This window comes from Myxococcus sp. SDU36 (assembly GCF_030168875.1).
Taxonomy (GTDB): domain Bacteria; phylum Myxococcota; class Myxococcia; order Myxococcales; family Myxococcaceae; genus Myxococcus; species Myxococcus vastator.
In genome coordinates, this window is record NZ_CP077414.1 from 1,413,294 (window position 1) to 1,435,859 (window position 22,566).

At 69.9% G+C, this 22,566-nt stretch carries 21 protein-coding genes; 12 read left to right on the forward strand and 9 right to left on the reverse strand.

The window, feature by feature from the left end; translation table 11 throughout:
* Positions 1-118: 118 nt before the first annotated feature.
* The 6 genes from selA (at position 119) to KGD87_RS05950 (ending at position 6,022) form a co-directional block, all read left to right on the forward strand.
* Positions 119-1,516, forward strand: coding sequence for an L-seryl-tRNA(Sec) selenium transferase (gene selA / locus KGD87_RS05925; protein ID WP_284666521.1), 1,398 nt, complete (start codon positions 119-121; stop codon positions 1,514-1,516).
* Positions 1,513-2,106, forward strand: coding sequence for an HNH endonuclease (locus tag KGD87_RS05930; protein ID WP_163783077.1), 594 nt, complete (start codon positions 1,513-1,515; stop codon positions 2,104-2,106). The genes selA and KGD87_RS05930 overlap by 4 nt, the downstream gene beginning before the upstream one ends.
* A gap of 219 nt (positions 2,107-2,325) precedes the next feature.
* Positions 2,326-3,279, forward strand: coding sequence for a P-loop NTPase (locus tag KGD87_RS05935; protein WP_284668587.1), 954 nt, complete (start codon positions 2,326-2,328; stop codon positions 3,277-3,279).
* Complete coding sequence (locus KGD87_RS05940; protein WP_284666522.1) at positions 3,276-4,625, forward strand: helix-turn-helix domain-containing protein; 1,350 nt, start codon at positions 3,276-3,278, stop codon at positions 4,623-4,625. Before KGD87_RS05935 ends, KGD87_RS05940 begins: the two co-directional genes overlap by 4 nt.
* A gap of 85 nt (positions 4,626-4,710) precedes the next feature.
* On the forward strand, positions 4,711-4,974 hold the full coding sequence (locus KGD87_RS05945; protein ID WP_011553384.1) for a hypothetical protein: 264 nt from the start codon (positions 4,711-4,713) through the stop codon (positions 4,972-4,974).
* Between the two features lie 10 nt (positions 4,975-4,984).
* Complete coding sequence (locus KGD87_RS05950) at positions 4,985-6,022, forward strand: RluA family pseudouridine synthase (RefSeq protein WP_284666523.1); 1,038 nt, start codon at positions 4,985-4,987, stop codon at positions 6,020-6,022.
* Here KGD87_RS05950 and KGD87_RS05955 read toward each other — a convergent pair.
* Both KGD87_RS05955 and KGD87_RS05960 read right to left on the reverse strand, forming a co-directional pair.
* A complete protein-coding gene (locus KGD87_RS05955; protein ID WP_284666524.1) occupies positions 6,003-7,313 on the reverse strand; it encodes an HD-GYP domain-containing protein in 1,311 nt (436 codons plus the stop codon). The genes KGD87_RS05950 and KGD87_RS05955 overlap by 20 nt on opposite strands.
* Before the next feature lie 4 nt (positions 7,314-7,317).
* Positions 7,318-9,084 (reverse strand): HEAT repeat domain-containing protein, encoded by a 1,767-nt coding sequence (locus KGD87_RS05960; RefSeq protein WP_284666525.1) that lies wholly within the window; start codon positions 9,082-9,084, stop codon positions 7,318-7,320.
* A gap of 157 nt (positions 9,085-9,241) precedes the next feature.
* On the opposite strand from KGD87_RS05960, the gene KGD87_RS05965 reads away from it, so the two are divergent.
* Entirely contained in the window at positions 9,242-9,568 is a 327-nt protein-coding gene (locus tag KGD87_RS05965; RefSeq protein ID WP_284666526.1) for a hypothetical protein, read from the forward strand.
* Between the two features lie 137 nt (positions 9,569-9,705).
* Here KGD87_RS05965 and KGD87_RS05970 read toward each other — a convergent pair whose 3' ends face one another.
* The 7 genes from KGD87_RS05970 to KGD87_RS06000 all read right to left on the reverse strand — a co-directional run bounded on the left by KGD87_RS05970 (position 9,706) and on the right by KGD87_RS06000 (position 18,998).
* Complete coding sequence (locus tag KGD87_RS05970) at positions 9,706-12,171, reverse strand: OPT family oligopeptide transporter (protein ID WP_284666527.1); 2,466 nt, start codon at positions 12,169-12,171, stop codon at positions 9,706-9,708.
* 161 nt (positions 12,172-12,332) lie between these two features.
* Positions 12,333-13,220 carry an RNA polymerase factor sigma-32 gene (locus KGD87_RS05975; protein WP_176410570.1) on the reverse strand — a complete coding sequence of 296 codons (888 nt, stop codon included), beginning with the start codon at positions 13,218-13,220 and terminating at the stop codon, positions 12,333-12,335.
* 433 nt (positions 13,221-13,653) lie between these two features.
* Positions 13,654-15,708: a transglutaminase TgpA family protein gene (locus KGD87_RS05980; protein ID WP_284666528.1), complete on the reverse strand. Its 2,055-nt coding sequence runs from the start codon at positions 15,706-15,708 to the stop codon at positions 13,654-13,656.
* A complete protein-coding gene (locus KGD87_RS05985) occupies positions 15,705-16,673 on the reverse strand; it encodes a DUF58 domain-containing protein (RefSeq protein ID WP_284666529.1) in 969 nt (322 codons plus the stop codon). Before KGD87_RS05985 ends, KGD87_RS05980 begins: the two co-directional genes overlap by 4 nt.
* Positions 16,670-17,650 carry an AAA family ATPase gene (locus KGD87_RS05990; RefSeq protein WP_284666530.1) on the reverse strand — a complete coding sequence of 327 codons (981 nt, stop codon included), beginning with the start codon at positions 17,648-17,650 and terminating at the stop codon, positions 16,670-16,672. Before KGD87_RS05990 ends, KGD87_RS05985 begins: the two co-directional genes overlap by 4 nt.
* 95 nt (positions 17,651-17,745) lie before the next feature.
* On the reverse strand, positions 17,746-18,069 hold the full coding sequence (locus KGD87_RS05995) for an STAS domain-containing protein (RefSeq protein WP_163783065.1): 324 nt from the start codon (positions 18,067-18,069) through the stop codon (positions 17,746-17,748).
* A 185-nt stretch (positions 18,070-18,254) separates the two neighbouring features.
* Entirely contained in the window at positions 18,255-18,998 is a 744-nt protein-coding gene (locus KGD87_RS06000) for a lytic transglycosylase domain-containing protein (protein ID WP_284666531.1), read from the reverse strand.
* 305 nt (positions 18,999-19,303) lie between these two features.
* Between KGD87_RS06000 and KGD87_RS06005 the strand changes: the two genes are divergently transcribed.
* The 5 genes from KGD87_RS06005 (at position 19,304) to KGD87_RS06025 (ending at position 22,512) form a co-directional block, all read left to right on the forward strand.
* Positions 19,304-19,462, forward strand: a complete 159-nt coding sequence (locus tag KGD87_RS06005; protein ID WP_163787560.1) for a lmo0937 family membrane protein — start codon at positions 19,304-19,306, stop codon at positions 19,460-19,462.
* Positions 19,459-20,025, forward strand: coding sequence for a hypothetical protein (locus KGD87_RS06010; RefSeq protein WP_284666532.1), 567 nt, complete (start codon positions 19,459-19,461; stop codon positions 20,023-20,025). Before KGD87_RS06005 ends, KGD87_RS06010 begins: the two co-directional genes overlap by 4 nt.
* Before the next feature lie 47 nt (positions 20,026-20,072).
* Positions 20,073-21,143 carry a HupE/UreJ family protein gene (locus KGD87_RS06015; protein WP_284666533.1) on the forward strand — a complete coding sequence of 357 codons (1,071 nt, stop codon included), beginning with the start codon at positions 20,073-20,075 and terminating at the stop codon, positions 21,141-21,143.
* 58 nt (positions 21,144-21,201) lie between these two features.
* A complete protein-coding gene (locus KGD87_RS06020; RefSeq protein ID WP_163783978.1) occupies positions 21,202-21,675 on the forward strand; it encodes a hypothetical protein in 474 nt (157 codons plus the stop codon).
* A 66-nt stretch (positions 21,676-21,741) separates the two neighbouring features.
* Positions 21,742-22,512 carry a hypothetical protein gene (locus KGD87_RS06025; protein ID WP_284666534.1) on the forward strand — a complete coding sequence of 257 codons (771 nt, stop codon included), beginning with the start codon at positions 21,742-21,744 and terminating at the stop codon, positions 22,510-22,512.
* Positions 22,513-22,566 lie beyond the last annotated feature (54 nt).

A 22,566-nucleotide genomic window follows, 5' to 3' on the forward strand; every position in this document is an offset into this window, starting at 1 on the left:
CCTGGCGCTCAGTCCGAAGGCTCAGTCTCCCGAGGGAGGCTGGGCCTTTTCCTTTTTGTCACCCCGATGTTCCGGGGCGCGCCTGGAACTTGCCCGGCGGCTCCCCTAGACTCGGGGCGTGGGCGCCCCGTCGAACATTGGAGACGGTGGGAAGAATGCGCTCTTGCGCGCGCTCCCCTCCGTCGAGCAGCTGCTGCGGCGCCCGTCGCTGGAGCCCCTGTTGAGTGGAGTCCCCAGGGCCCGTGCCGTGGCCGCGCTCCGCCTGGCGGTCGACCGGGCCCGGGGCCGGCTGGTGGCCTCGGGCGGGCCGGGCTTCGAGGACGCGGACGTCCAGCACGCCCTGGACACGCTGGCCGCACCGGGCTTGCGGCCCGTGCACAACGCCACCGGGGTGGTGCTGCACACCAACCTGGGACGCGCGCCCCTGGCGGCCTCGGCCGTGGCGCGCGTGGCGGAGGTGGCCCGGGGGTACGCCAACCTCGAGTACGACCTGGATGAAGGCGCGCGGGGCAGCCGCTACGCGCCGCTGGTGGGGCTGCTGCGCGCGTTGACGGGCGCGGAGGACGCGGTCGTCGTCAACAACTGCGCGGGCGCGGTGCTGCTGGTGCTGGCGGCGCTGGCGTCCGGCCGCGAGTGCGTGGTGTCGCGCGGTGAGCTGGTGGAGATTGGCGGCGGCTTCCGTGTCCCGGAGGTGATGCGGCAGTCGGGCGCGAAGCTGGTGGAGGTGGGCACCACCAACCGGACGCGGCTGTTGGATTACTCGGCGGCGCTGGGCTCGGAGTCAGCGCTGCTGGTGAAGGTGCACCGCTCCAACTTCGCGTTGGTGGGCTTCACGGAAGAGGTGGAGGTCGCGGAGCTGGCGGCGCTGGGCCGCGCTCGTGGCGTGCCGGTGTTCCAGGACCTGGGCGCGGGCGCGCTGGTGCCGCTGAAGGGCGAAGGCCTGAGCCGCGAGCTCACGGTGGCCCAGGCCGTCGCGGCGGGCGCGGACGTGGTGGCCTTTTCGGGAGACAAGCTGTTGGGAGGACCCCAGGCGGGCGTCGTGGTGGGCCGGTCCGCGCTGCTGGCGCGCATCAAGGCCCACCCGCTCATGCGGGCCCTGCGGGTGGACAAGCTGACGGTCGCCGCGCTCGAAGCCACCCTGGTGCTGTACCGGGATGGCCGGGCGGAGGAGGTCCCGGTGCACCGCCTGCTTGCCCAGTCGCCAGAGGACCTGCGCGCCCGGGCGGTACGGCTGGAGGGCCTGCTGGCGGGGCGGGGTGTGCGTGCGCGGGTGGCCAGCGTGGTGGGACAGGTGGGTGGGGGTGCCATGCCGCTGGCCGGGTTGCCGTCCTCCGCGTGCATCCTCACCCTAGAGACGCCGGAAACATTCCTGGACCGCCTGCGCGGAGGAAGGTCGCCGGTTATTGGCAGGATCGCGGATGGCGAGGTGCTCCTCGACGTCCGGTGTCTCGAGGAGGAGGAGCTCCAGGCGGTCGCGGATGCCGTCGCGGCCGCCATTCCAGGGAACCCGCCATGATCAACAGCGCCGTGCTTGTCCTCAACCGGTACTACCAGCCGGTTCATGTCACCTCGGTGAAGCGGGCGTTCACGCTCCTGTACCTGGGGGTGGCCAAGGCCATCGACTCGCAGTACCGGCTCTACGAGTTCGCGGATTGGGCGGAGCTGAGCGCGACGCAGGACTGCATCACCACCATCGAGCGCACCATCCGCGTTCCCCGTGTCCTGGTGCTCAGCGCGTATGACCATCTGCCCCGAGGGCGGGTGCGCTTCTCCCGGCTCAACATCTACGCGCGCGACAACGACACCTGCCAGTACTGCGGGAAGAGTCTGCCGCGCAGCGAGCTGAACCTGGACCACGTCATGCCGCGCACGCAGGGTGGCAAGACGACGTGGGAGAACGTCGTGTGCTCCTGCGTCCCCTGCAACCTGAGGAAGGGGGGGCGGACGCCAGAGCAGGCCCACATGAAGCTGCTCAAGAAGCCCGTGCGCCCCCGCTGGACGCCGCTGTTCCGCGGTGCCAGCCGCAAGGTGACGTACCGGGAGTGGCTGCCGTTCCTGCACCTGGCGGACGCGTCGTACTGGAACGTCGAGCTGCTCGACGAGTAACGCCTGCCTGCCAGGCCTCCGGGCTCGCCGTGGGGCTGGAAACACCGGGAGTGACGGGTTTCCGGCGCACGCGCGGGCCGGGATGTTCCACTGAACGGATGCAGAAGGTCGGGGAGTCGACGAGACCCTGGGTTCGGGATTTGATGGGGGGGCATGTCCCAACCCTCGCGAGCGCCCCGGACCGAATCCCGTGTCCTGGGCCCCACGGAGCCAGGCCCCATGGTCTCCGGCCCTCCTGGTCTGTCACGCCGTCCTCGCCCCCGGCGCATCATCGCCGTGGGAGGCGGGAAGGGCGGCATTGGCAAGTCCATGGTGTCCGCCAACCTGGGCGTGGCCCTGGCCCAATCCGGGGCCAACGTGCTGCTCGTGGACGTGGACCTGGGCGGTGCCAACCTGCACACGTGCCTGGGCGTCGGTCAACCCAACGCGACGCTTTCCGACTTCCTGCGGCGGAACAAGGCGCAGCTGGAAGAGGTCATCATCCCCACCGGCATCCCGAGGCTTTCGCTGATCGCCGGGGCGCAGGACGCGCTGGACGCGGCCAACCTCAAGTACGCGCAGAAGCAGAAGCTGCTGCGGACATTGATGGGCACGTCGGCGGACTACCTCATCCTGGACCTGGGCGCGGGGACGAGCTTCAACACCATCGACTTCTTCATCCTCGCCGACCACGGCGTGCTGGTGATGCTGCCCGAGCCCACGTCGGTGGAGAACGCCTACCGCTTCGCGAAGGCGGCCTTCTTCCGCAAGCTCCAGCAGGTGGAGTCGCAGTACGGCATCGAGGACCTGGTGGAGGACGCGCTCACCACCCGAGAGGGGGCGCTGCGCACGCTGCATGACGTGCTGGCGCAGGCCCGGCGCAAGGACCCGGCCATCGCGGAGCGCCTGGAGCGGGAGCTGTCCGCGTTCCGCATCCGGCTCGTGGTGAACCAGGCGCGCACGGATGCGGACCTGTCCGTGGGCGCGTCCGTGGCCGCCGCATGGAAGAAGTTCTTTGGCATCGAAATGGATGTCCTGGGGGCCATCCGCTACGACGACGAGGCGTGGCGCGCGGTGCGCAAGCGCAAGCCCGTCCTCCTCGAGCGGCCGGATTCCGCGGCGGCCACTGCCATTCAGGGCATCGCAACGCGTATCCTCGCGCTCGACGGCTCCCCCCAGCGCTCCACACCATGAAGCCCTTCGAGCAGCAGACCTATTACGAGATTCTCGAAGTCCCCGTCACCGCGCCGATGGAGGAGATTCGGGCGGCGTACGAACGGCTCAATGAGCTGTATTCACCGGACTCCATCGCCGTCTATGCGCTCGTGGACGAGGGCCAGGTGGATGGGCTCCGCGCTCGGATGGCCGAGGCGCTGGAGATTCTCTCCGACGAAGAGCTGCGCGCCGAGTACGACAAGGACCTGGGGCTCCCGGCCCGCCGGTTGATGGACGCGGCGGCGACGGGGGGCTCGGGGGCCCACGCCGACGCGCCGGTGGAAAAGCGTGCGGAGCCGACGCTGGTGGGGGTTGCCGCACCCGGCGCGGAAGATGAGACTGGCCGCCTGTCGACGCAGGTCCCCGAAGCGGGGACGAACGGGAGGCCAGGGGCAGTGCGAGACGTGCCGGTGGAGGACTCGGAGACCGCGAGCACGGGGCGGGACGGGGAAGCGGAGGCCGCGGACCAGGCGACGGAGCCTCGGGCGGAGCCGATGCCCGCGACCCTGGGACAGGCGGACTTCCGGGCGTCGTTCTTCCGTGGGTTCTCGTTCGCGTATGTGTCCAGCTCGCTGCAGGACACGCAGCGGATGGGGAGCGCGGTGGATGTCCCCGTGGCGTCGATCCAGCCCCAGGCTTCGGCGGATGGGGCGGGCACGGAGGCTGTGAGCGCTGAGTCGCCGCGCGAGGCTTCCAGTGCGGTGCCCGCGGCCTCGGTGGGTGAGCCGGCCGTGGCCCAGGAGGCCGCCGCGGTGGTGCCTGACGCCGTTCCGGCCAGCGATTCGCCAGTCCCTGCAAGCGCCAGCCTGGTGCCGTCGGCTCCCCCGGAGCCCTCCAGCCCGGCGCCCGAGGCCGGGCCGACCGCCATCGTCCCTGTCCATCCGGGGCCCTCCGCGGAGGCGCAGGCCGAGCCCGGCCGGGCTGGAGCGCGCGCTGGACGGCCCCTGGGAGACGCACCGCAGCTCGCCCAGGACTCCGCCATCGCCACGGCGGAGGCGGCGCTGGCGCAGGTGTCCCAGGTCGCGTCGCGGGCCCGGGAGCCCCGGCCTCGCATTCCGGAAATCCCGTCCGACGCCGAGTTCAACGGCGAGCTGCTCCGCCAGGTCCGCGAGGCCCGGGGGATGACCCTCCAGCAGGTGGCCGACCGCACCCGCATCACGCGCAGTCACCTGGAGAACGTGGAGGCGGACCGCTACACCGCGCTCCCGCCCGCCGTCTACCTGCGAGGTATCCTGATGAACCTCGCCCGCGAGCTGGGGTTGGATCCACTCCGCGTCTCCAAGAGCTACCTCGCCCTGTCTTCTGAGAAGGCAGGCCGGAAGTAGGGGCGCCCCCTGGAAGTGCTCGGATGTCACCGGCGTTGCGAGGAAAGTTGACTCGCCTTCAGCCGCTGCCTAAGTAGGTAGCACGATGACGGACGAGGAAAAGGTCAAGGCGATGCGGCTCGCCCGTGCGATTGCCTCGGATATCTCGCTCTACAACGAGCAGAAGATCATCAAGGGAATCGAACAGGACAACCTCTTCGAGGTCCTCAAGGAGGAACTGGAAGAGGGCCGCGAGCTCTACAAGAGCCGCGTCAGCCAGGAGATCTTCACGAAGATGAACTTCTTCGAGCGGGCGATCAACGACATCGTCCTGCGCTCGAAGGCGCATGTGAAGTCGAAGATCTGGTAACCCCCTCCCCGTGGTAGCGCCCGACACGCGAGAGTTCCGCGCTCCGCCCGAAGCTCGCGGCGAGCGCGTCGATCAGTACCTCGCGCGCGCGTTCCCGGACCTCACGCGCTCCCGCATCCACGGCCTCATCGAGGCCGGGCATGTGCTCTCGGACGGCCAGCCGGCCAAGCCGGCCCGGCGTCTGCGCGGCGGTGAGCTGCTCGTCCTCCACATTCCCGCGCCCGTTCCCGCCGTCCCGTTGGCGGAGGAGCTCCCGCTCGCGCTGCTGCACGAGGACCGCGACCTGGTCGTCGTCGACAAGGCGGCGGGCATGGTCGTCCACCCCGGCGCGGGCCACGCCTCTGGCACCCTGGTCAACGCGCTGCTGCACCGGGTGAAGGACCTGGCCGGTGTCGGGGGCGAGCTGCGGCCCGGCATCGTCCACCGGCTCGACAAGGACACCACCGGCTGCCTCGTCGTGGCGAAGAACGAGCAGGCGCTGGTCGCGCTCCAGAAGGCCTTCAAGACGCGCGCGGTGGAGAAGACGTACCTGGCGCTGGTGCACGGCGTGCCGCCCGCGGAGGGGCGCATCGAGACGCTCTACGGCCGTCACCCCATCCACCGCCAGCGCTTCACGGGCAAGGTGAAGGAGGGCAAGAACGCCGTCACCGTGTACCGCGTCCTCGAGGCCTTCGAAGGCGCGGCGCTGGTGGAGGTGGACCTGCTCACCGGCCGTACGCACCAGATTCGCGTGCACTTGTCAGAAGCCGGCCACCCCCTGCTGTGCGACGCGCTCTACGGCGCCGGACGCAAGCCAAAGGGCGCCGCGGCGCAAGCCCAGGAGCGGCTGGGGCGTCAGGCGCTCCATGCGTGGCGCCTGTCCTTCGCGCACCCGCGCACGGGCAAGGTGCTGAAGCTGGAGGCGCCCATTCCCGCGGACTTGGAGGCGGCCCTGACGCTGCTCCGGGCCACGGTCCCCGCGCCGGAGGCGCCACTCGCCACCCGAAAGCAGCCCGCGCCCCGGAAGGCGGCGGGCGGCACGAAGCGGACTACAGGCCGGACACGCTGAGCGACTGCTGGCGCTTGGACAGCACCTTCACGGGCTGGATGGCCATCACCCGCATGAAGACGGACAGCAGCTCCGGGTCGAACTTGTTCCGCATCTCCGACCACATCAGCATCAGCGCCACCTCCGGGCCGTAGGCATCCCGGTAGGGGCGCTTCGAGGTGAGGGCGTCGTACGCGTCGCAGATGGCGATGATTTTCGCGTACGCCCCGAGGTTCGTCTTCGGGATGATCATCTGGATGTTGCCGCGGGAGTCGCGCACGGCGGTACCGAAGTCCGTCTTGTGCTCGAACGTCGTCACCACGCGCAGCAGGGTGGAGCGGCTGAAGCCCTTCTCCATCAGGATGTTGCGCACGGAGATGAGCGGCGCGCGCTGCACCGTCTGCTTCTCCTCGGCCGTCAGGGCGCCGCGCTTCGTCGACAGCTCCTCCGACAGCGTGGCCATGCCGGCGTCGTGGAAGAGGGCGATGTAGCCCAGGTCGCGCAGCTGCGGCTTCGTCAGGCCCAGCTCCGCGCCAAAGACGACGCTCATGAGGCACACGTTGACCTGGTGGTACACGAGGTAGTCGTCCTCGCGCCGCATGGTCGTCATGCCCAGGAAGTGCGTCCGCTGCTCGTAGGAGATGTCGACGAAGTCCTGCACCAGGCGCAGCGCCTTGGAGGCGTTGATGGGCTTGCCGGCGCGCACCGACTGCAGGTACTTCGTGAGGAAGAACACGGCGCGCGCGTAGATGGTCATTGCGTACTTCTTGCGGTCCACCTTCTGGTCGCCCGGGTTGTCCAGGTCCTTGTTCAGCTTCTCCTTCAGCTTGGAGAACTTGGCCACCCGCATGTTGAGCAGCTTGCGGTTGGACAGGCCGTCCTCTTCGGACGCGGCCGTCTGCTCCTTGCTGAAGATCCAGATGAAGTTCTTCAGGTCCGGAACGGTGACGGGCTTGGTGAGCGTGAAGCCACCCACGTCCTTCGAGCGCAGCTCCGCCAGCAGGTAGCGCTGGTTCTCGATGGAGTTGAGGTCCACCTTCACCAGCATGCCGTTCAGGTAGAACGACTCCTTGACGCCCGTGAGCTCCAGGCGGCCTTCCTTGCCGATGATTTGATTGATGATGTCCTGGAGCTGGTGCAGCGGCTTCTGGAAGACCGCGTTCTCCGGGTCATACATCTTCACCGAGCGCACCAGCATGTACATGCCGGCCACCAGCGAGCGCGCCAGGCCCTGGAGCTTCTCGTTGTGCTCGCGGCCGAACTCGCTGGTGTTCTCGTCCTGCGACTGGGTGATTTTCAGGTTGTCGGCCATGCGCCTATGCCTCCTCCGACAGCGCCGAGTCTCCGAAGAGCGTCTTCTTCGTCTGGTACATCGCCTTGCGAGCCGAGGTGAGGACCTCCAACGGCTGGTTCTTGTCCTCCACCACCGCCTGCAACATCTTGTAGCCCTGGATGGAGCACGCGCCGCCCAGGCCGTGGATGGCCAGCAGCTTGTCCTCCAGCACGCGCTTCTTGTTGAGCAGCGAGGGCTTCGTCGCGAGCATCTGCTGCATCATCGACAGGGCGCCCGGGGTGCCCGTGGAGCCGATGGCCGCGTACACCGCGGCGCGCTCGTCGGGCGTCTTCTTGTCGAAGCCGGGCTCCCGCACCATGCGCATCAGGTCCACGTAGGCCTTGTCGCGGTCGAACTCCGGCAGCAGCTTCGCCGCGAGCATGCGCACCTGGGAGATGGGGTCCGCGAGCGCGTCCACGATGATGCGCCGGGCCTCGCCCGTTCGGCCGCGGCCGATGATGTTGAGCACCTCCAGCTTCACCACCAGGTTGGGGCTCTTGAGCACCTGGCCGAACATCTTCACCCGCTCCGGGTGGTTGCTCTTCTCCAGGATGTAGACCATGTCGCGCACTGTCTGCGGCCGGTCTGACATCAGGCGCGCGACGAAGGGCTCGGGCAGCTCGCGCGCGAACCCCGCGAGGGCGTCACACAGCAAGGTGCGGTTGTCGGCGACCTCGATGCTCTCCAGCACCGACAGCAGGGGGATGATGGAGTCCCGGTCCAGCCCCTGGAGGTAGCGCGACACGTCCGCGGGGTTCTTCGGCCGCGTCGTCTTGAGTGACTCGCCCACGCGCATCAGGCGCTGCTCCTCACCCATCTTGTGGAGGAAGTTCTCCAGCATCTTCGCCAGGTCCTCGCTGCCCTCGCGCTGGGACAGCGCGCGCAGCTTGAGGACAATCTGGTTGACGGTGCCGAAGTCGTCCTGGAGGAGCAGCATGTCCAGGAGCTGCACGAAGATCTCCTCGAGCAGGGACGCGTCATCCACGCCGCCTTCCACCACCTGGAACACGGCGCTCACCAGCTTGGGGAACAGCCGGGCGTTCTCCTCCTCGGAGACCTCTCGCTGCAGCTTCGCCTTCAGCTCGTCCGAGGCGTGCCGTCCGCCCACCACGAGGCCGCGAATCTGCTCCACGCCGTCCAGCCTGGCGTCCAGGTCCTCCGCGGACACGCGCGCGAAGCGCAGGTAGTCATCCGAGTTCGTCTGCAGGCGCGAGTAGAGGTAGCCCACCACCTTGTCCACCTCGACCTGCACCTCCTCCTCGGAGGCGTTCTCCATGGAGAAGCCCTCCACCACCACGTACTCCACGTGCTCCATGCTCGCGCGCCACAGCTGCGCCAGCACGTCCTCCGCGCCGCGCTCCGGCTCGGACAGGGCGATGAGCGTGAAGGTGGTCAGCTCCTCCACGGTGAGGCCCGGGCGGAAGATGAGCTGCCGGATGCCGTCGCGGAAGAACTTGTAGGGCAGCGGGGTGTCTTCGGAGAACAGCGCCTCACCGAGGAGCAGGAAGTTCTGCTGCTCCACCTTCATCGACAGGGGGCCGAACTTCTCCGTGTAGGAGGAAATCGACTCGAGCGCCTTCCCGAGGAACTCCGGGAAACGCGACTCGTTGTGGCGATACATCCCGATCTGCTTGATGCCCTTGAGCAGGTGGAAGGCGAACGTCTTCGCCAACTCAACCTTCTCGCGCGCCTCGGGCGAAAGCTGAGGCTCCGCGTTGGATTCTTGGATGGCTTTAGGGGGGTGGGCCATGCTGTCACCCAAGTCTAACCTGATTTTGGACGGCCACCCAGGACACGGCCCGTGGAAGTCCCAGGGCTTGGGTGATGTCCCGGTGACGGGGATGAGAATGACGGGGATTTCCGGTTGTGTTGCCACATGCGTCATCCGCCGGCGCGGGGGGACGTCCATGGCGCGGTTGCTGACGTGCTCGCTGCTGTTGCTCTCACTGACGGGGTGTTTCCGGATGAGCCTCCGCTCCGGAGCGCCGCGCGGAGGGGCGCCCGAACAGCAAACGGGCGTGAGCCTGGTCGCCGGACTGACGACCTCGAACGTGGTGACGCCGGAGTGCCAGCACGGCTTCTCCCGCGTGGATGTGTATTGGCCGTGGTGGGGCCCCGTCGTCTTCGCGGCGACCTTCGGCGTCGTCGCGCCGCTGCGCACGGAGTACGTGTGCGCGGAGGCCGCTGGCGTCGCACCGCCCGACCACGTGCCGCCCTCCCACTCGCCGCTCTGAGCGCGCCGGCCCGGGTGGGTGCGCGCCGCCTCCTGGACGGGGTTTCAGGAGGCACGCCGCACCCGCCCCGGAAATGAGCGGGGCGGCGAGGAATGCGCCTCGCCGCCCCGGGGTGTCTCAGCGGTGTTTCAACCGGCCTACGCTTCCTTCTGCGGCGGCGGGGACACGGCGGCGCTCTGGCCCCTGAGGGCGGAGCGCAGCAGGAACAGCGTGAGGCCGCCGAAGAAGAGCAGGCCCCAGAGGTTGGACCACAGCGGGTGGGCGTGCTCGCTCTCACCCACCAGGTTGAGGAAGCCGCCCAGGCCGCCCTGGTTGCCCAGCAGGGCAGGCAGGTTCAGCGCGCGGGTGCCTGCCCCGTCGGTGGCGATCTCCAGGAACGCGATGAGCACGCCAGCGATGGAGCCACCGGCGATGAAGCCGGAGGAGAGCAGGGTGCCCGGCGAGAAGTCGGACTCGCCGCCGCGGATGCGGTCCACGAAGTAGCGCACCATGCCGCCCACGAAGAGCGGCGCGCTGCTGCTGATGGGCAGGTACACGCCCACCGCGAAGGGCAGGGAGGACACGCCGCACAGCTCCAGCATCAGCGCGATGAACACGCCCAGGAGCACCAAATCCCACGGCAGCTTCTGGGTGAGGATGCCGTCGATGATGAGCGCGAAGAGCTGCGCCTTGGGCGCCGCGTAGCGCGTCAGTTGCTGGCCTTCGTAGACGCTGATGCGGCCGCCGATGCCCGGGTCCACCACGTACTGGATGGTGTCGGACGCATCGAGCAGGTACTTGCCCGCGGGCACCGGCGTGTCCGCGCCGCGCACGTAGCCTTCCTTGTAGGTGCGCTCCGGGCCGTCCGTGACGGCGCCCAGGTCCGCCACCTGGATGGGGGCGCCGCTGGGGACGTTGAGCGTCACCGCGCCCAGGTCCTGCGAGGACACGTCGCGCCAGCTGCGCAGCTCCGGCGTGGCGCCCTGCGTGTTCAGCTCGTAGCCCTGCGCCCAGACGGCCTTGCGCAGCGCCGCCACGTCCAGGCCGCGCGCGGCCAGGGTGTCGGCGGAGACGGCCCAGGGGAAGGTGTGCTGGACGCGCGTCTCGTTGGAGAACTCCGTCACCTTCACGCCCGGGTGGGGCTCGGGGATGGTGACGGTGGCGCCGCGGTTGAGCGTCACCAGCACCAGGCCGATGAACATCGCGCTGGTGAGCACGCCGACGAAGAGCGCCACCTGCTGGCGCCGGGGCGTGCCGCCCACCAGGAAGGCCGTCTTGAGGTCCTGCGCGGTGGTGCCGCCGTTGGACGCGGCGATGCCGACGATGGCCGCCGTGGTGAGGGCCATGAAGCGGTCCTCGGACGACGTCCAGCCCATGAGCAGGTACACGAGGCAGGTGATGAGCAGCGTGGCCACCACCATGCCGGAGATGGGGTTGGACGAGCTGCCAATCTCTCCGGTGATGCGCGCGCTCACCGTGACGAAGAAGAAGCCGAAGATGACGATGAGGATGGCGGAGATGAAGTTCACCTCCAGCGGCGGCGCCAGCCAGATGGCCAGCACCAGCATCGCGCTGCCGCCCAGCACCAGCGTGATGGGCAGGTCCTGCTCCGTGCGCAAGAGCTGCGGCATGGCGCCCTGGCCCCGCGACGCCTTCAGCGTCTCCAGGCTGCGCTTGAAGGCCCCGATGATGGTGGGCAGCGAGCGGATGAGGCTGATGAGGCCGCCCGTCGCCACGGCGCCCGCGCCGATGTAGAGCACGTAGGCGTTGCGAATCTCGTCCGGCGACATGTCCCGGATGAGCTGGCCGTTGTGCATCAGCAGCGGCGTCTCCAGCCCGCCGCCGAAGAAGGAGATGGCCGGGATGAGGATGAGGTAGCTCAGCACACCACCGGCGAAGGTGATGGCCGCCACGCGGGGGCCGATGATGTAGCCCACGCCCAGCAGCTCCGGGCTCACCTCGGTGGAGACGGTGGCGCTCTTGAGCCCCTGCAGCGGCGTGCTCAGCACCTCGCGGAACAGCTTCATGCCGGAGTAGGCGAGCTTGTACACGCCGCCCACCAGGAAGCCGGTGATGACGGTGCGGGCGTTGGTGCCGCCCTGCTCGCCGACGATGAGCACGTCCGCGCTGGCGGTGCCCTCCGGGTAGGGCAGCCTGCCGTGCTCCTGGACGATGAGGCCCTGGCGCAGCGGAATCATCATCAGCACGCCCAGCACGCCGCCCAGCGCCGCGGTGAGGAAGGCGTGGGTGAGGCTGATGTCGTAGCCCAGCAGCAGCAGGGCGGGGAGCGCGGCGGCCACGCCGAAGGCGAGCGACTCACCGGCCGAGCCCGTCGTCTGGACGATGGTGTTCTCCAGGATGCTGGAGTTGCCCAGGGCCCGGAAGATGGCGATGGAGAGCACCGCGACGGGAATGGACGCTGAGACTGTGAGGCCCACCTTGATGGCCAGGTACACGGACGAGGCGGCGAACACGATGCCCAGCACCGAGCCGAGCACCAGGGCCCGCATCGTCATCTCCGCCGGAGACTTGTCGGGGGGGACGTACGGAGTATGGGCGACTGTCGCGAGCGTTTGAGCGACCGGGACGCGATCCTCGGAGATCGGCGGCGAACCGTGGGCCAAGCGGGGGGCTCCTTCGAAGGGAAACCGGCCCCTTCTAGCAGGCCCATGGCCAGCCGTGAAACAACGCCCGCAAATGGCAAGCGCCCCCGCCAGCAGGGCGGAGGCGCTTCGAGGCGGGCCAGCCCCGGAATGCCGGGGCCGCTGGCCGCGTCAAATCCGGCTTACTGCTGGACGGCGACGGCCTCCGGGTCCACCTCGGCCATGAGCGCGGCCAGCTCCGACTTGAGCTTGTCCTTGGCGCGAATCTCCAGCTGGCGGGCGCGCTCGCGCGAGAAGCCGAAGTGCTCCCCCAGCTCCTTGAGCGTCATGGGGCGCTCGTTCATGACGCGTTGCTCGATGATGAAGCGCTCGCGCGGGTCCAGGCGCATCAGCGCGGTGCGGACGCGGGCGTTGATGAGGCCCGCCTCCTCCTTGTCCGCGAACTCGTCGTCCTGCGGGGCCGCGGCGCTCACCACGAAGTCCACGTGGCTGTTGCCGCCGTCCTCGCCCATGGGCGCGTCCAGCGACAAGTCCCGGCCCCCCATGCGCTGCTCCATCTCCCGCACCTCGCCCGGCTTCACGTGGAGCCGGCGGGCGATGTCATCCACGTTCACCGCCGCGTCGCCGCTGCCGAACTTCTCCAGCTCGCGGCGCGTGCGGGCCAGACTGAAGAACAGCTTCCGCTGCGCCTGGGTGGTCCCCAGCTTCACGAGCGACCAGCTCTTGAGGATGTAGTTCTGGATGTACGCGCGAATCCACCACACCGCGTAGGAGATGAGGCGGATGCCCTTGTCCGGATCGAACTTCTGCACGGCCTTCATCAGGCCGATGTTCCCCTCCTGGATGAGGTCGGACATCTTGATGCCGTAGGAGCGGTACTCGTAGGCGACCTTCACCACGAAGCGCAGGTTGGCGGTCACCATCCGGTGCCCGGCCGCCAGGTCGCCCTTGAGGAAGCGGCGCGCGAGCTCCTGCTCCTCCTCCACCTTGAGGAGGGAGTAGTGGTTGATCTCCGAGAGGTACATCGCCAGGGAGCCGGAGTTGGACGACTGCTCGGTGGATGCCTGCATGAATGTTTTCTCCGACGGTGGGCCTCGCGGGGAGGCCGAAGATGGATGGATTTCGTCTGACGACGTGACGACGGGAGCTTGAGCAACGGAAATGCCAACCTGCCCCGAAGGGCCACTCCCAATGTCTGCGAGGGGTTGGCGCGCTCCAGCGGCGTCTTCGAAGCCGCAATCCTGTAACCGTTACGTTGCACCGGCATGAATCGCCGGATGCGCTAGCTGTAGGAGATTCAGAACTGTTCGCATTCGGGCCTCCCGGGGGCTGCGCGGGGCCGTGCTCCCAGTGGGGGCGCGGCCGTTGGAGCGATGCCCGTCCCACGACGTGGCCGCCCCGCCGGAAAAGGCGTAACGACGCCTCGGGCCGCTGACACGCCCGGGCCGCCGGCACGCGAGGTGGGCAGCCGGACAGTCAGGCGCGGGGACTGAAGCCAGGGTGTCAGGAAGCGCGCGCTTGTGGCGGGCGAGTGCCCTCGCTGGCGACGCGCTGGGGCTGCGTGAGAACAGCGCGTCTCAAGTCCGCCAGCAGCCGCGTGGCCTCTCCCTGCAGGAGCGGGCGGCCGCCGAAGCGGGCTTCCAGGTAGCGCCGGGTGACGGGCGCCAGGGCGGGGGCCAGCGGATGCCGCTCCCGGGCAAGCCGCGCGTCCAGCGCTTCCAGTGTCTCTCCGTCGCCGCGCGTGATTCGCGCGGCGGTGAGCTGCGCCTCCACCGCGTCCGCGAAGCGCGTGGCCTCCAGCGGTCGCTCACGCGACAGGAACCGCGTCAGCAACCGCCAGGCGGTATAGGCCGCGGCGGCGGCGAGCAGCGCGGCGCCGAAGGCCCGGGGAGGCGGCGCACGGCCAGGCGGCTCGTCCTTCTTCGGAACCTCGTGCGAGCGGCTGAGCGAGCGGAGGACCGTCAGCTGATCTCGGAAGTTGTAGTCCAGGATGACGTCGCGCCACTGCGACTCCACGACCTCGTAGATGTTGATGAGCTGCTCCAGCAGGCGCGGAGACTGGCTCGCGCGGTGGGCCGGCGGCGTCGCGTCCACGGTGATGAAGCCGCGTCCCGGCACCAGCACGTGCGTCCAGGCATGTGCGTCACCCGCGCGGACCACGTAGCCGCCTGTCACGCGCTCGCCGCCGAAGAAGCCGGTGGCCAGCCGCGCCCGCATGCCCTGGGTGCGCAGCATCAACGTGAGCGCGGTGGCGAAGTGCTCGCAGTGGCCCTGCTTGCGCTGGAAGAGGAAGTCGGCGATCGGGTCTGGCACGTCGCCGCTCAACTCCAGCGTGTAGCTGTATTCGCGTTGCAGCCACGCGGACAGCTTCTGCGCGGCGGCCAGCGGGTCGCGCTCGCCATTCAGCACCCGCGCGGCCGTCTGGGCGACGCGGACGTCCAGCCCCTCCGGCAGCGCCAGCAGGGCGTCCTGCTCCTCCGGGGGCAGGTCCTGGACGTCGTCACCGCTGGCGCCGGGCGGGAAGCTGTAGGCCTCATAGGAATACGAGATGCCGGAGTCGCGGAAGCGCACCTCTCCGCCGCCCCGCTCCTCGATTTGGGTGCGCCGGGAGCCCTGCCGCGTGTTCGCCACGGCGTTGCCCAGCCGCGAGGGCGTCTCCATCGCCACCAGCGTGCGCGCGCCGTACGCGGGCATCAGCTCCACGCGCTGGTGGACCAGGTTCTCCCGGCCCGGCCGCAGCGTCGTCATGAACCCGGCGCCGTCGCTGGTGGTGCGCGCGCTGGACCACTCCTGGCCGTCGAAGACGTCATAGGTGCGGCCCACCCAGTACGCGTCGAGCGCGTCCTTCTCCGGGTCCGGGGACAGGGTGGCGCGCAGCACGATGCGCGGGTTGCCTTTGATGGTGCCCGCGCCCCCCAGCCGCACGGTGTTGGAGAAGCCCGCGGTGGCCACGCCCAGGCCGGGCGAGGCGCTGGGGCCAATCATGTTCCAGTTGAGGCGGGGGAAGAGGATGAAGAAGGCCACCGCGCCCACCACGGCGAAGCCCACGCCCGTGGCCAGCGGGCCCATCACCGCGCGCACCGGCACGGGCTCGCCTTCGGGGACGGCGGACTCCACCACGCCCAGCGCCAGGGCGATGCTGGCCAGCACGCCGAAGACAATCAGGAAGAGGCCGTAGACGAGCTCACCGGAGAGGGCCGCGCCGCCCGCCACCATCAACAGGCCGGACAGGTGGACCTGGCCGTCGGTGGTCGCGTCCGGCGTGGACAGCAGGCGCTGCGCGGAGATGAGGCCCGCGAAGGCACAGGCCGCCACCACCAGGTCGAGCGAGCCCGCGAGCACGTTCGTGCCCAGCGTCAGGGCCACGGCCAGCAGCAGCAGCGCCGTGAGCTTCACCCGGTTGGAGAAGGGACGCCGCCCCGCCAGCGCGACCACCAGGGCCACGCCGTAGAGGACCAACGACCAGATGGGGAGCTGGCCGGACACCGCCATGGACGCGAAGGCGAACCCGGAGCCCAGGTCCCGCAGCACCAGCCTCAGCCGCGTGCCCTTCCTCATGCCGCCTCCTCGTCACCGCGAGGGCGCGCGTGCCCCAGCCACGCCAGCACCCGCAGCAGGCGCCGCTCCTGGGCCGTACCCGCGGCGGGGCGGAGGCGCTCCTCCGGCGTGTCCAGGCCCACCTCGTGACCTTCCTCGATGAGCCGGTGGGCCAGCGCGGCCACTTCCTCGCAGCGGCGCTCGAGCGCCTCCGCGTCGAGCTCGTCCGCCACCGTCAGCATGAAGGTGCGCCGCTCCTCGCGCTCGCGCTCCACCCGCAGCAGCTTCCCGGCGGAGGCGCTCTTCATCCAGTGGATGCGCCGGGCGTCCTCACCCCACGCCAGCTCCCGCAGACCGCTCAAATCCCCATTGCCGTCATTGCGGCGGGGATTGCCCGCGTCGCCCACGGGGCCTTGCTCCGGCGCGCCCGGGTCCTGGCAGGCGTAGGTCCGCCGCGGGTAGACGAGCAGCGTGCTCTCCAGCGGAAAGGTGCGCGTCTTGGCGAACAGCCCCAGCGGCCAGGTGGTGGTGACGCGCACGCCCGTGAGCAGCACGGGCCCGCGCTGGGGCGCGGTGAGGTCCGCGCGCACGACGTGGTCCACCCCCGCGGGCAGGTAGCCCACGCCGCCCCCGCCGGTGAGCGGCGAGTCCGTCTCAGACAGCGTGAGCGCGAAGGCGTGGCCCTGGCCGCGGGAGATGGCCCACCGGAAGGCGAAGGGCTCCTGGGCGAAGGCCGCGTCTGCGCCCACGCGCCGCACCGACAGGTAGCGCAGGCACCGCTCGGACAGGACGCCCGACACCACCACCATGCTCAGCAGCAGGCCCAGCAGCAGGTAGAGGAGGTTGTTGCCGGTGTTGAGGGCGCCCAGGCCCACGCCGAACGTCACGACCAGATAGGTGCGTCCGATGCGCGTCACCTTCAGGGTGCGCGGCGGGCGCAGCCGCGCGCGAACCCGGGCCCACCATGGCGGCAGCCGGGGCTTCACCGGGGCGCCGGGACCTTTCGGGCGATCTCCTCCAGCAGGTGCGCCGCCTCGTCGCGCGCGGACACGCCCTGCACGGCGCTGCGCAGCAGGATGCGGTGGGCCCAGCAGGGCACCAGCACCGCGCGGACGTCTCCGGGCGTGGCGAAGTCCCGGGCGTCCCACAGCGCGTTGGCCCGCGCGGCCGCGCCCAGCGCGAGCACCGCGCGGGTGGAGGCGCCTCGCTCCAGGTCCCCGTGTGAGCGCGTGGCCGTGGCCAGCCGCACCACGTAGTCCGCCACCGACGCGTCCAGCCGGAGCGCCGCCGCGAACGAGCGCAGCGACGCCAGCTCCTCGGGACCGGAGACGCTCTCCACCGCGTCCAGGGGCGGCGTGCCGTCGCGGGTGACGAGCAGCCCGGCCTCCACCTCCGGCGTCGGGTGGCCCAGGGACATGCGCACCATGAAGCGGTCCAGCTGCGAGTCCGGCAGCGGGTAGGTGCCAGAGAAGTCCACCGGGTTCTGCGTGGCCACCACCGTGAAGGGCGCGGGCAGCACGTGCGTGGCGCCGTCCAGGGAGACCTGCCCCTGCGCCATGGCCTCCAGCAGCGCGGACTGGGTGCGCGGCGGGGCGCGGTTGAGCTCATCCGCCAGCACGAGCTGCCGGAAGAGGGGACCGGGACGGAACTGGAAGGTGGCCGTCTGCGCGTGGAAGACCTGGGCGCCCAGCACGTCGGCGGGCATCAGGTCCGCGGTGAACTGGACGCGGGCGAAGCTCAGGCCGCAGGCCTTGGCCAGGGCCTCGGCGAGCGTCGTCTTGCCCACACCCGGGACGTCCTCCAGCAGCACATGGCCGCCGGCGACCAGGGACGTCACCACGAGCTGGAGCTGGGCGGATTTTCCCTGCACCGCGCGGCCCAACTGGGTGGCGATGCGTTCCATCGCCGAGCGCGCGTTTGCGGGGGAGGGCACCGGGGAGAGGGCGCGGGCAGGCTGGTTCATCTGCCGCCACTGTAGCCGACTCCCTCGATTGCCAACACGCCTCGCGTCCGGGCTTGCACCGCGGACGCTCCCTCCCTCCCGGGGCGGCGAAGCGCCTACGACAGGAAGAGGTCCTCGGGCGTGTAGTAGGCGGGGCGCGGCGACGTCCCTGTGCCCACACCGAAGTACCGGAACATCCGCTCGTGGTGGGTGGCCAGGCCTCGCAGCTGGACGGGGCGCTCCACCAGGCCTCGAGTCAGGACACCCACGGCGCTGTCCTTGAACTCCCGCAGGTGGGCGAAGTCCAGGACGACCTCACACCCGCTCAGGGCGCTCAGGGAGGTCTGGACTTCTTCCGCCGTCTTGCCGTCCAGCGTGCCTTCCAGTCGCAGCGTCACGAAACCTGCGGACTCTTCACGGTGGATCTGTAGCGCCGCCATTGCTGTGCTCTCCAAGTTGGCGCGGAGCCCTGGCTGGAGCGTCTTCGCTCCAGTCCTTCCACGGAGGACCCGTGGGGTGCTCCCGCCTGGCGCACAGTGCACAGGGTCCGCGGTTTTGGTTACCCCCCACCCCGCAACTTTCTCGCGACTGTCGTGCATCCGTCGCAAGGCGTGTCGCTCAGCGCTCAGCTCTTCTGGCCGTGCGCCTTCTGGGCCTCTCGCAGTGTGAGCTGCTTCGTCTGTTCGGCCTTCAGTTTGCGGAATTCCTTCACGACCTTGGCGGGATAGCCCGCCATGAACTTCGTGCGGACCTCCTTCTTGGCCAGGATGCGGCGGGCCAGCCCGGGGCCGGCGTTGTAGGCGACCAGGGCCTTCTCCACGGTGCCGAAGCGCTGGATGAGGTCCGCCAGGTACGCGGTCCCCAGCTCCACGTTGGTCTCCGAGTCGAAGAGGTTGCTGGAGCGGCCCAGCCGCAGGCCGGCCTTGTCCGCCAGCCAGGTGCCGGTGGCCGGCATCACCTGCATCAGGCCCATGGCCCCCACGTGGGACACCGCGTAGTTGTTGAAGGAGCTCTCGCAGCGGATTACTGCCACCACCAGGAGCGGGTCGATGTTGTTGCGAGCCGCCTCGCGGACGATGGCCACCGCCAGCCTTCGCTGCTGCCGGGCGGGGAGGCCAGAGGCCTTCACCATCTCCGTGATTCCCAGGGCCTCGGCCTCGGCGTAGAGGGCCTCATCCTCGTAGAGGTGCAGCCTCGCCAGGGTCGCCTTCAGCTCGGCGTCGCGCTCGGCCAGCCTCGCGCGCAGCTCCGTCACCTCCGGCCCCTCGCCCTGGGCGCCTTCCGGCACCTGCACCGGAAACGCGACCGCCCCCGTCCCCGTCCCCACCAACCAAGCCGCCGCCGCCACCGCCACCGTCCAGCCCCTCATCCCACCCCTCCCGGCGCCGCCGTGCCGCTCGCGCCCCGTGTATCCATACGGATGTACCGACCTGCCGACGGAGCAGCGCCTAAGCAGCCCGCGTGCCAGAGGTCGTACGCGGCGTGTTCCTCCTTAAGAGCGCCAACGAATTCGCCACTTCGGGTGCGCTGGATTCCCTGGCGGAGCTGAAAAAATACCCGGTTTGGGACGTGCCGTTCCCAACGGGAGGCTGTGAAAAGGACCGGGTTGCCCGTCCGGGGGCCTGTTCCTAGGTTTGCCCGCGCCAGGCTGTGGTGCGTGCGTGGAGGTGCGGCGTGTACTGGACGATGGGAATCATCCTGATGGTGTTGTGGGGGCTGGGGTTGGCCACTGGCTCCACCGAGGGTTACTGGGTCCACCTGTTGCTGTTGTTCGCGATGGTGGCGTTCCTGCTGGCGGTGGTGTCTCACGGCCGTCGGGCGGCCTCGGCGTGAGGCGCCGGGCGCCCGAGGTGATGGGCGTGGAGCTGCCGCGGGACTCCGTGGGCTTCACACGCCGCGAGTGCCCGGAGTGTCAGCGGCCCTTCAAGACGCGTCCGGGGCCCATGGACTCGCGCGCGGTGCTGCACAAGCTCCTGGGCTTCTTCCCCTTCGAGAACGCCCACGAGTGCGTGGAGGGCGTTCCCGTCTGGGGCTGCCCGTACTGCGGCCACCGCGCGGAGGCGGATGCCTTTCTCACGCCCGCCCAGCAGGGGCACCTGGAGGCCGTGGCGCGCGGCTGGGCCAACCACGTGCGGTACGAGCAGCTGGCGCACGTGGCGCGCACGCTGGCCGTCAACCCCCGGCCGACCTTCGTGGCGGTGGAGCCGGAGGCGCTGCCGGGCCCCATGGAGCCAGAGCCGGACGAGCTGCTGCGCGTCATGCCCATGCTCTGCTGCGGCGAAGAGGTGAAGGTCGTCTGGGATTGGGACCAGGCGCTCCACTGCTTCTCCTGCGGCGCGCGGCATGATCCGATGAGCGGCCGCCAGCAGGTGGAGCTGCGCTTCGTCTCGGAGTAGCGCCCGGGGTGGACGCGGGCGGGCGGTGACGGCAGGCTGGAGGGGACATGACGTGGGTCTCCCCCCGGGCCATGCTCGCGTGCCTGCTGTTGGCCACGGGCGCCGCCGCCGCGCACGACGCCGACATCCTCTATATTGAAGCGCACCGTGCCGGGCCCGAAGCGCCCGAGGTCCGTCAGCTGTTGACGATGACGCCGCGGACGCTGGCGTTGCTCCTGGCCGACGCGGACGGGGGCTCGCTCCTCACACGGGCCGCGCTGGACGCGCGGCGTGACGCCATCGCCGCGAGCGTCTGGGACGCGATGCCGCTGACTTCCGGAGGCTTGCCATGCGCGCGGACCGCGCACGCCGCGGCGCCGCGCCAGTCCTTCGTGGAGCTGTCCGCCACCTTCACGTGTCCACCGGGCGGAATGCGCCAGCGCTTCCGGGTGCTGGCGCGGCTGCCGCCGGAGTACCGGGTGCTCCTGGGCAGCGTGAGGGAAGGGGAGGTCCCGGGCGCCGTGTTCGCGGAGGCCGCGCGGCCGGAGGTGGACGTCCCGGAGGGCGGACGCGGCACGCCGCTCTCGAGCCGCTTCGCGGCCTGGGTGGGCCTGGGCATGCGCCACATCTTCGAGGGCGTGGACCACCTGGCCTTCCTGTTGGCCGTGCTGCTGGTGGGGGGCGGCTGGAAGCGGGTGTTGTTGCTGGTGACGTCCTTCACGGTGGCGCACTCGTTGACGCTGGGGGCCGCCGCGCTGGGGTGGGTGGTGTTGGACGGCGCCCGGGCCCGGTGGGTGGAGGCCGCCATCGCCGCGTCCATCATCTACGTGGCGGTGGAGAACCTGGTGCTGCGCGAGCACCGGCACCGGGTGCTCGTCACCTTCCTCTTCGGGCTGATCCACGGCTTCGGCTTCGCGGGCGTGCTGGCCGGCTACGGCCTGGGCGAGTCCGCGGTGACGGCGCTGCTGGGCTTCAACGTCGGCGTGGAGCTGGGGCAGGCGGTGGTGGTGGCGGTGCTGCTGCCCGTCCTCCGCATGGTCCAGCGCCGTCCGGCTTTGCACACGAGGGCCGTGAGGGGACTGTCCATCGGAATCCTCGCGGCTGGTGGGTACTGGATGGTTGAACGCGCCCTCGGTTGAATCCCGCGCGAGGCGTTCCTACGTTGGCGGATTGAAGGTAGGGAACAGGGGGACGTCAATGGGTGCGAGGCATACCCGGTTGGCCGCGGCGCTGGCCGCCGCGTGGGAGGCGGAGGTCGTCTCCGCCCGGCGGATGACGGCGCTGGCGGAGCGAATCGCGGATGCGAGGGTCCGGGCACGGCTGATGGTGTTGGCCGCGTTCTGCCGGGCTCACGCCTCGCGATTGCTCGCACGGCTGGCCGCGCTGGGCCGCGGTCCACTGCCGGTTCCTCCCGAGGACATCGAGCTGGATCCGGATACGTTGCTGGAGCTCCGCCGCGAGGGGGCCTTTGCCCGCGCGTCGGCCGCCCGCTACGAGACGACCGCGGAGCTGGCCCGTCAGCAGGCGGACCTCTCCTCCGCGTGGGTCTGCGAGCTGAACCGCACCGAGGAGCAGGACCGCTCCCGGGAGCTGCTGTCCCTGGCCGAAGGGGCCCTGGGGCCCGTGGTCCACGCCGACGCGCCGGCCAGCGCCGTCCCGGGTGACTCCTGAGGGAATGACACGGCTTTCTCGCTCCGCCGGTGACAGTGGCCGAGCATTGGGCGTAGAAATCCCTTCATGGCGAAGGAGAGCTACAACGATCTCATCTTCCAGTTGGGCGACCTGGCTCGGGACAGGTTGCCGGGCAAGCCCACCTGCCCCCGTTCCATGGACCGCGTCTACCGCGCCGAAGAGGCCGTGGTGGCGCGCCGGGATGAACTGGCGGCGCTCGAGCAGGAGATGAACGACGAGGACGCGGCGTATTCAGACTTTCTCGCCGTGCAGGGTGAGGAGCGGGCGAAGCACGCCGCCATCGTCAAGAAGTGGAAGAAGGCGGTGGACGCCATCGACGGCAAGGTGAAGGACCTGCGCAAGACGCTCGCGTCTCGCAAGGCCGAACAGCGCTACGCCGAGGACGGCCTGCTCAAGCTCGAGAAGAAGATCAGCGACATGGAGCTGATCGGCGAGTCACCCGAGAAGATCGAACTGGCCCGCGGCAACCTCAAGAAGAACCGGCTCCAGCAGATGCGGGTCGGCCGGCAACTGGAGGATCTGGAGTCCAACCTGGCCACCGCCCTCACGCCCGTGCCCGGCCAGCCCGGCGCCGCCGGCATCCTGGCGCACAAGCGCCTGCTGGAGATGGAGGACGAGGAGGAGGCGCGGAAGCTGGACCACGAGCACCGCATGGCGGAGCTCGACCAGGCAATCGCCGCCAAGGAGGAACAGGTCCAGGCCTCGGAGGATTATCTGGATCAAGCCCTGTTCCTCCTGGGCGAAGACGTGTATGCACAGCGCATCAACGATGCGCAGCTCGCACCGTTCTACCCGCGGTTGGATCGCGCGCAGTGAGAGAGGCATCCGCCCGTAGTGCTTGACGGCGGGGACCTGTCTGCTACATTGCGC

What these genes read in the sequence shown, in the direction of transcription:
- KGD87_RS05930 (WP_163783077.1), top strand. Translation starts at nt 1,513, where the DNA reads ATGATCAACAGCGCCGTGCTTGTCCTCAACCGGTACTACCAGCCGGTT.
- KGD87_RS05935 (WP_284668587.1), top strand. Translation starts at nt 2,326, where the DNA reads ATGGTCTCCGGCCCTCCTGGTCTGTCACGCCGTCCTCGCCCCCGGCGC.
- KGD87_RS05940 (WP_284666522.1), top strand. Translation starts at nt 3,276, where the DNA reads ATGAAGCCCTTCGAGCAGCAGACCTATTACGAGATTCTCGAAGTCCCC.
- KGD87_RS05945 (WP_011553384.1), top strand. Translation starts at nt 4,711, where the DNA reads ATGACGGACGAGGAAAAGGTCAAGGCGATGCGGCTCGCCCGTGCGATT.
- KGD87_RS05955 (WP_284666524.1), bottom strand. Translation starts at nt 7,313, where the DNA reads ATGGCCGACAACCTGAAAATCACCCAGTCGCAGGACGAGAACACCAGC.
- KGD87_RS05960 (WP_284666525.1), bottom strand. Translation starts at nt 9,084, where the DNA reads ATGGCCCACCCCCCTAAAGCCATCCAAGAATCCAACGCGGAGCCTCAG.
- KGD87_RS05965 (WP_284666526.1), top strand. Translation starts at nt 9,242, where the DNA reads ATGGCGCGGTTGCTGACGTGCTCGCTGCTGTTGCTCTCACTGACGGGG.
- KGD87_RS05975 (WP_176410570.1), bottom strand. Translation starts at nt 13,220, where the DNA reads ATGCAGGCATCCACCGAGCAGTCGTCCAACTCCGGCTCCCTGGCGATG.
- KGD87_RS05980 (WP_284666528.1), bottom strand. Translation starts at nt 15,708, where the DNA reads ATGAGGAAGGGCACGCGGCTGAGGCTGGTGCTGCGGGACCTGGGCTCC.
- KGD87_RS05990 (WP_284666530.1), bottom strand. Translation starts at nt 17,650, where the DNA reads ATGAACCAGCCTGCCCGCGCCCTCTCCCCGGTGCCCTCCCCCGCAAAC.
- KGD87_RS05995 (WP_163783065.1), bottom strand. Translation starts at nt 18,069, where the DNA reads ATGGCGGCGCTACAGATCCACCGTGAAGAGTCCGCAGGTTTCGTGACG.
- KGD87_RS06000 (WP_284666531.1), bottom strand. Translation starts at nt 18,998, where the DNA reads ATGAGGGGCTGGACGGTGGCGGTGGCGGCGGCGGCTTGGTTGGTGGGG.
- KGD87_RS06015 (WP_284666533.1), top strand. Translation starts at nt 20,073, where the DNA reads ATGACGTGGGTCTCCCCCCGGGCCATGCTCGCGTGCCTGCTGTTGGCC.
- KGD87_RS06020 (WP_163783978.1), top strand. Translation starts at nt 21,202, where the DNA reads ATGGGTGCGAGGCATACCCGGTTGGCCGCGGCGCTGGCCGCCGCGTGG.
- KGD87_RS06025 (WP_284666534.1), top strand. Translation starts at nt 21,742, where the DNA reads ATGGCGAAGGAGAGCTACAACGATCTCATCTTCCAGTTGGGCGACCTG.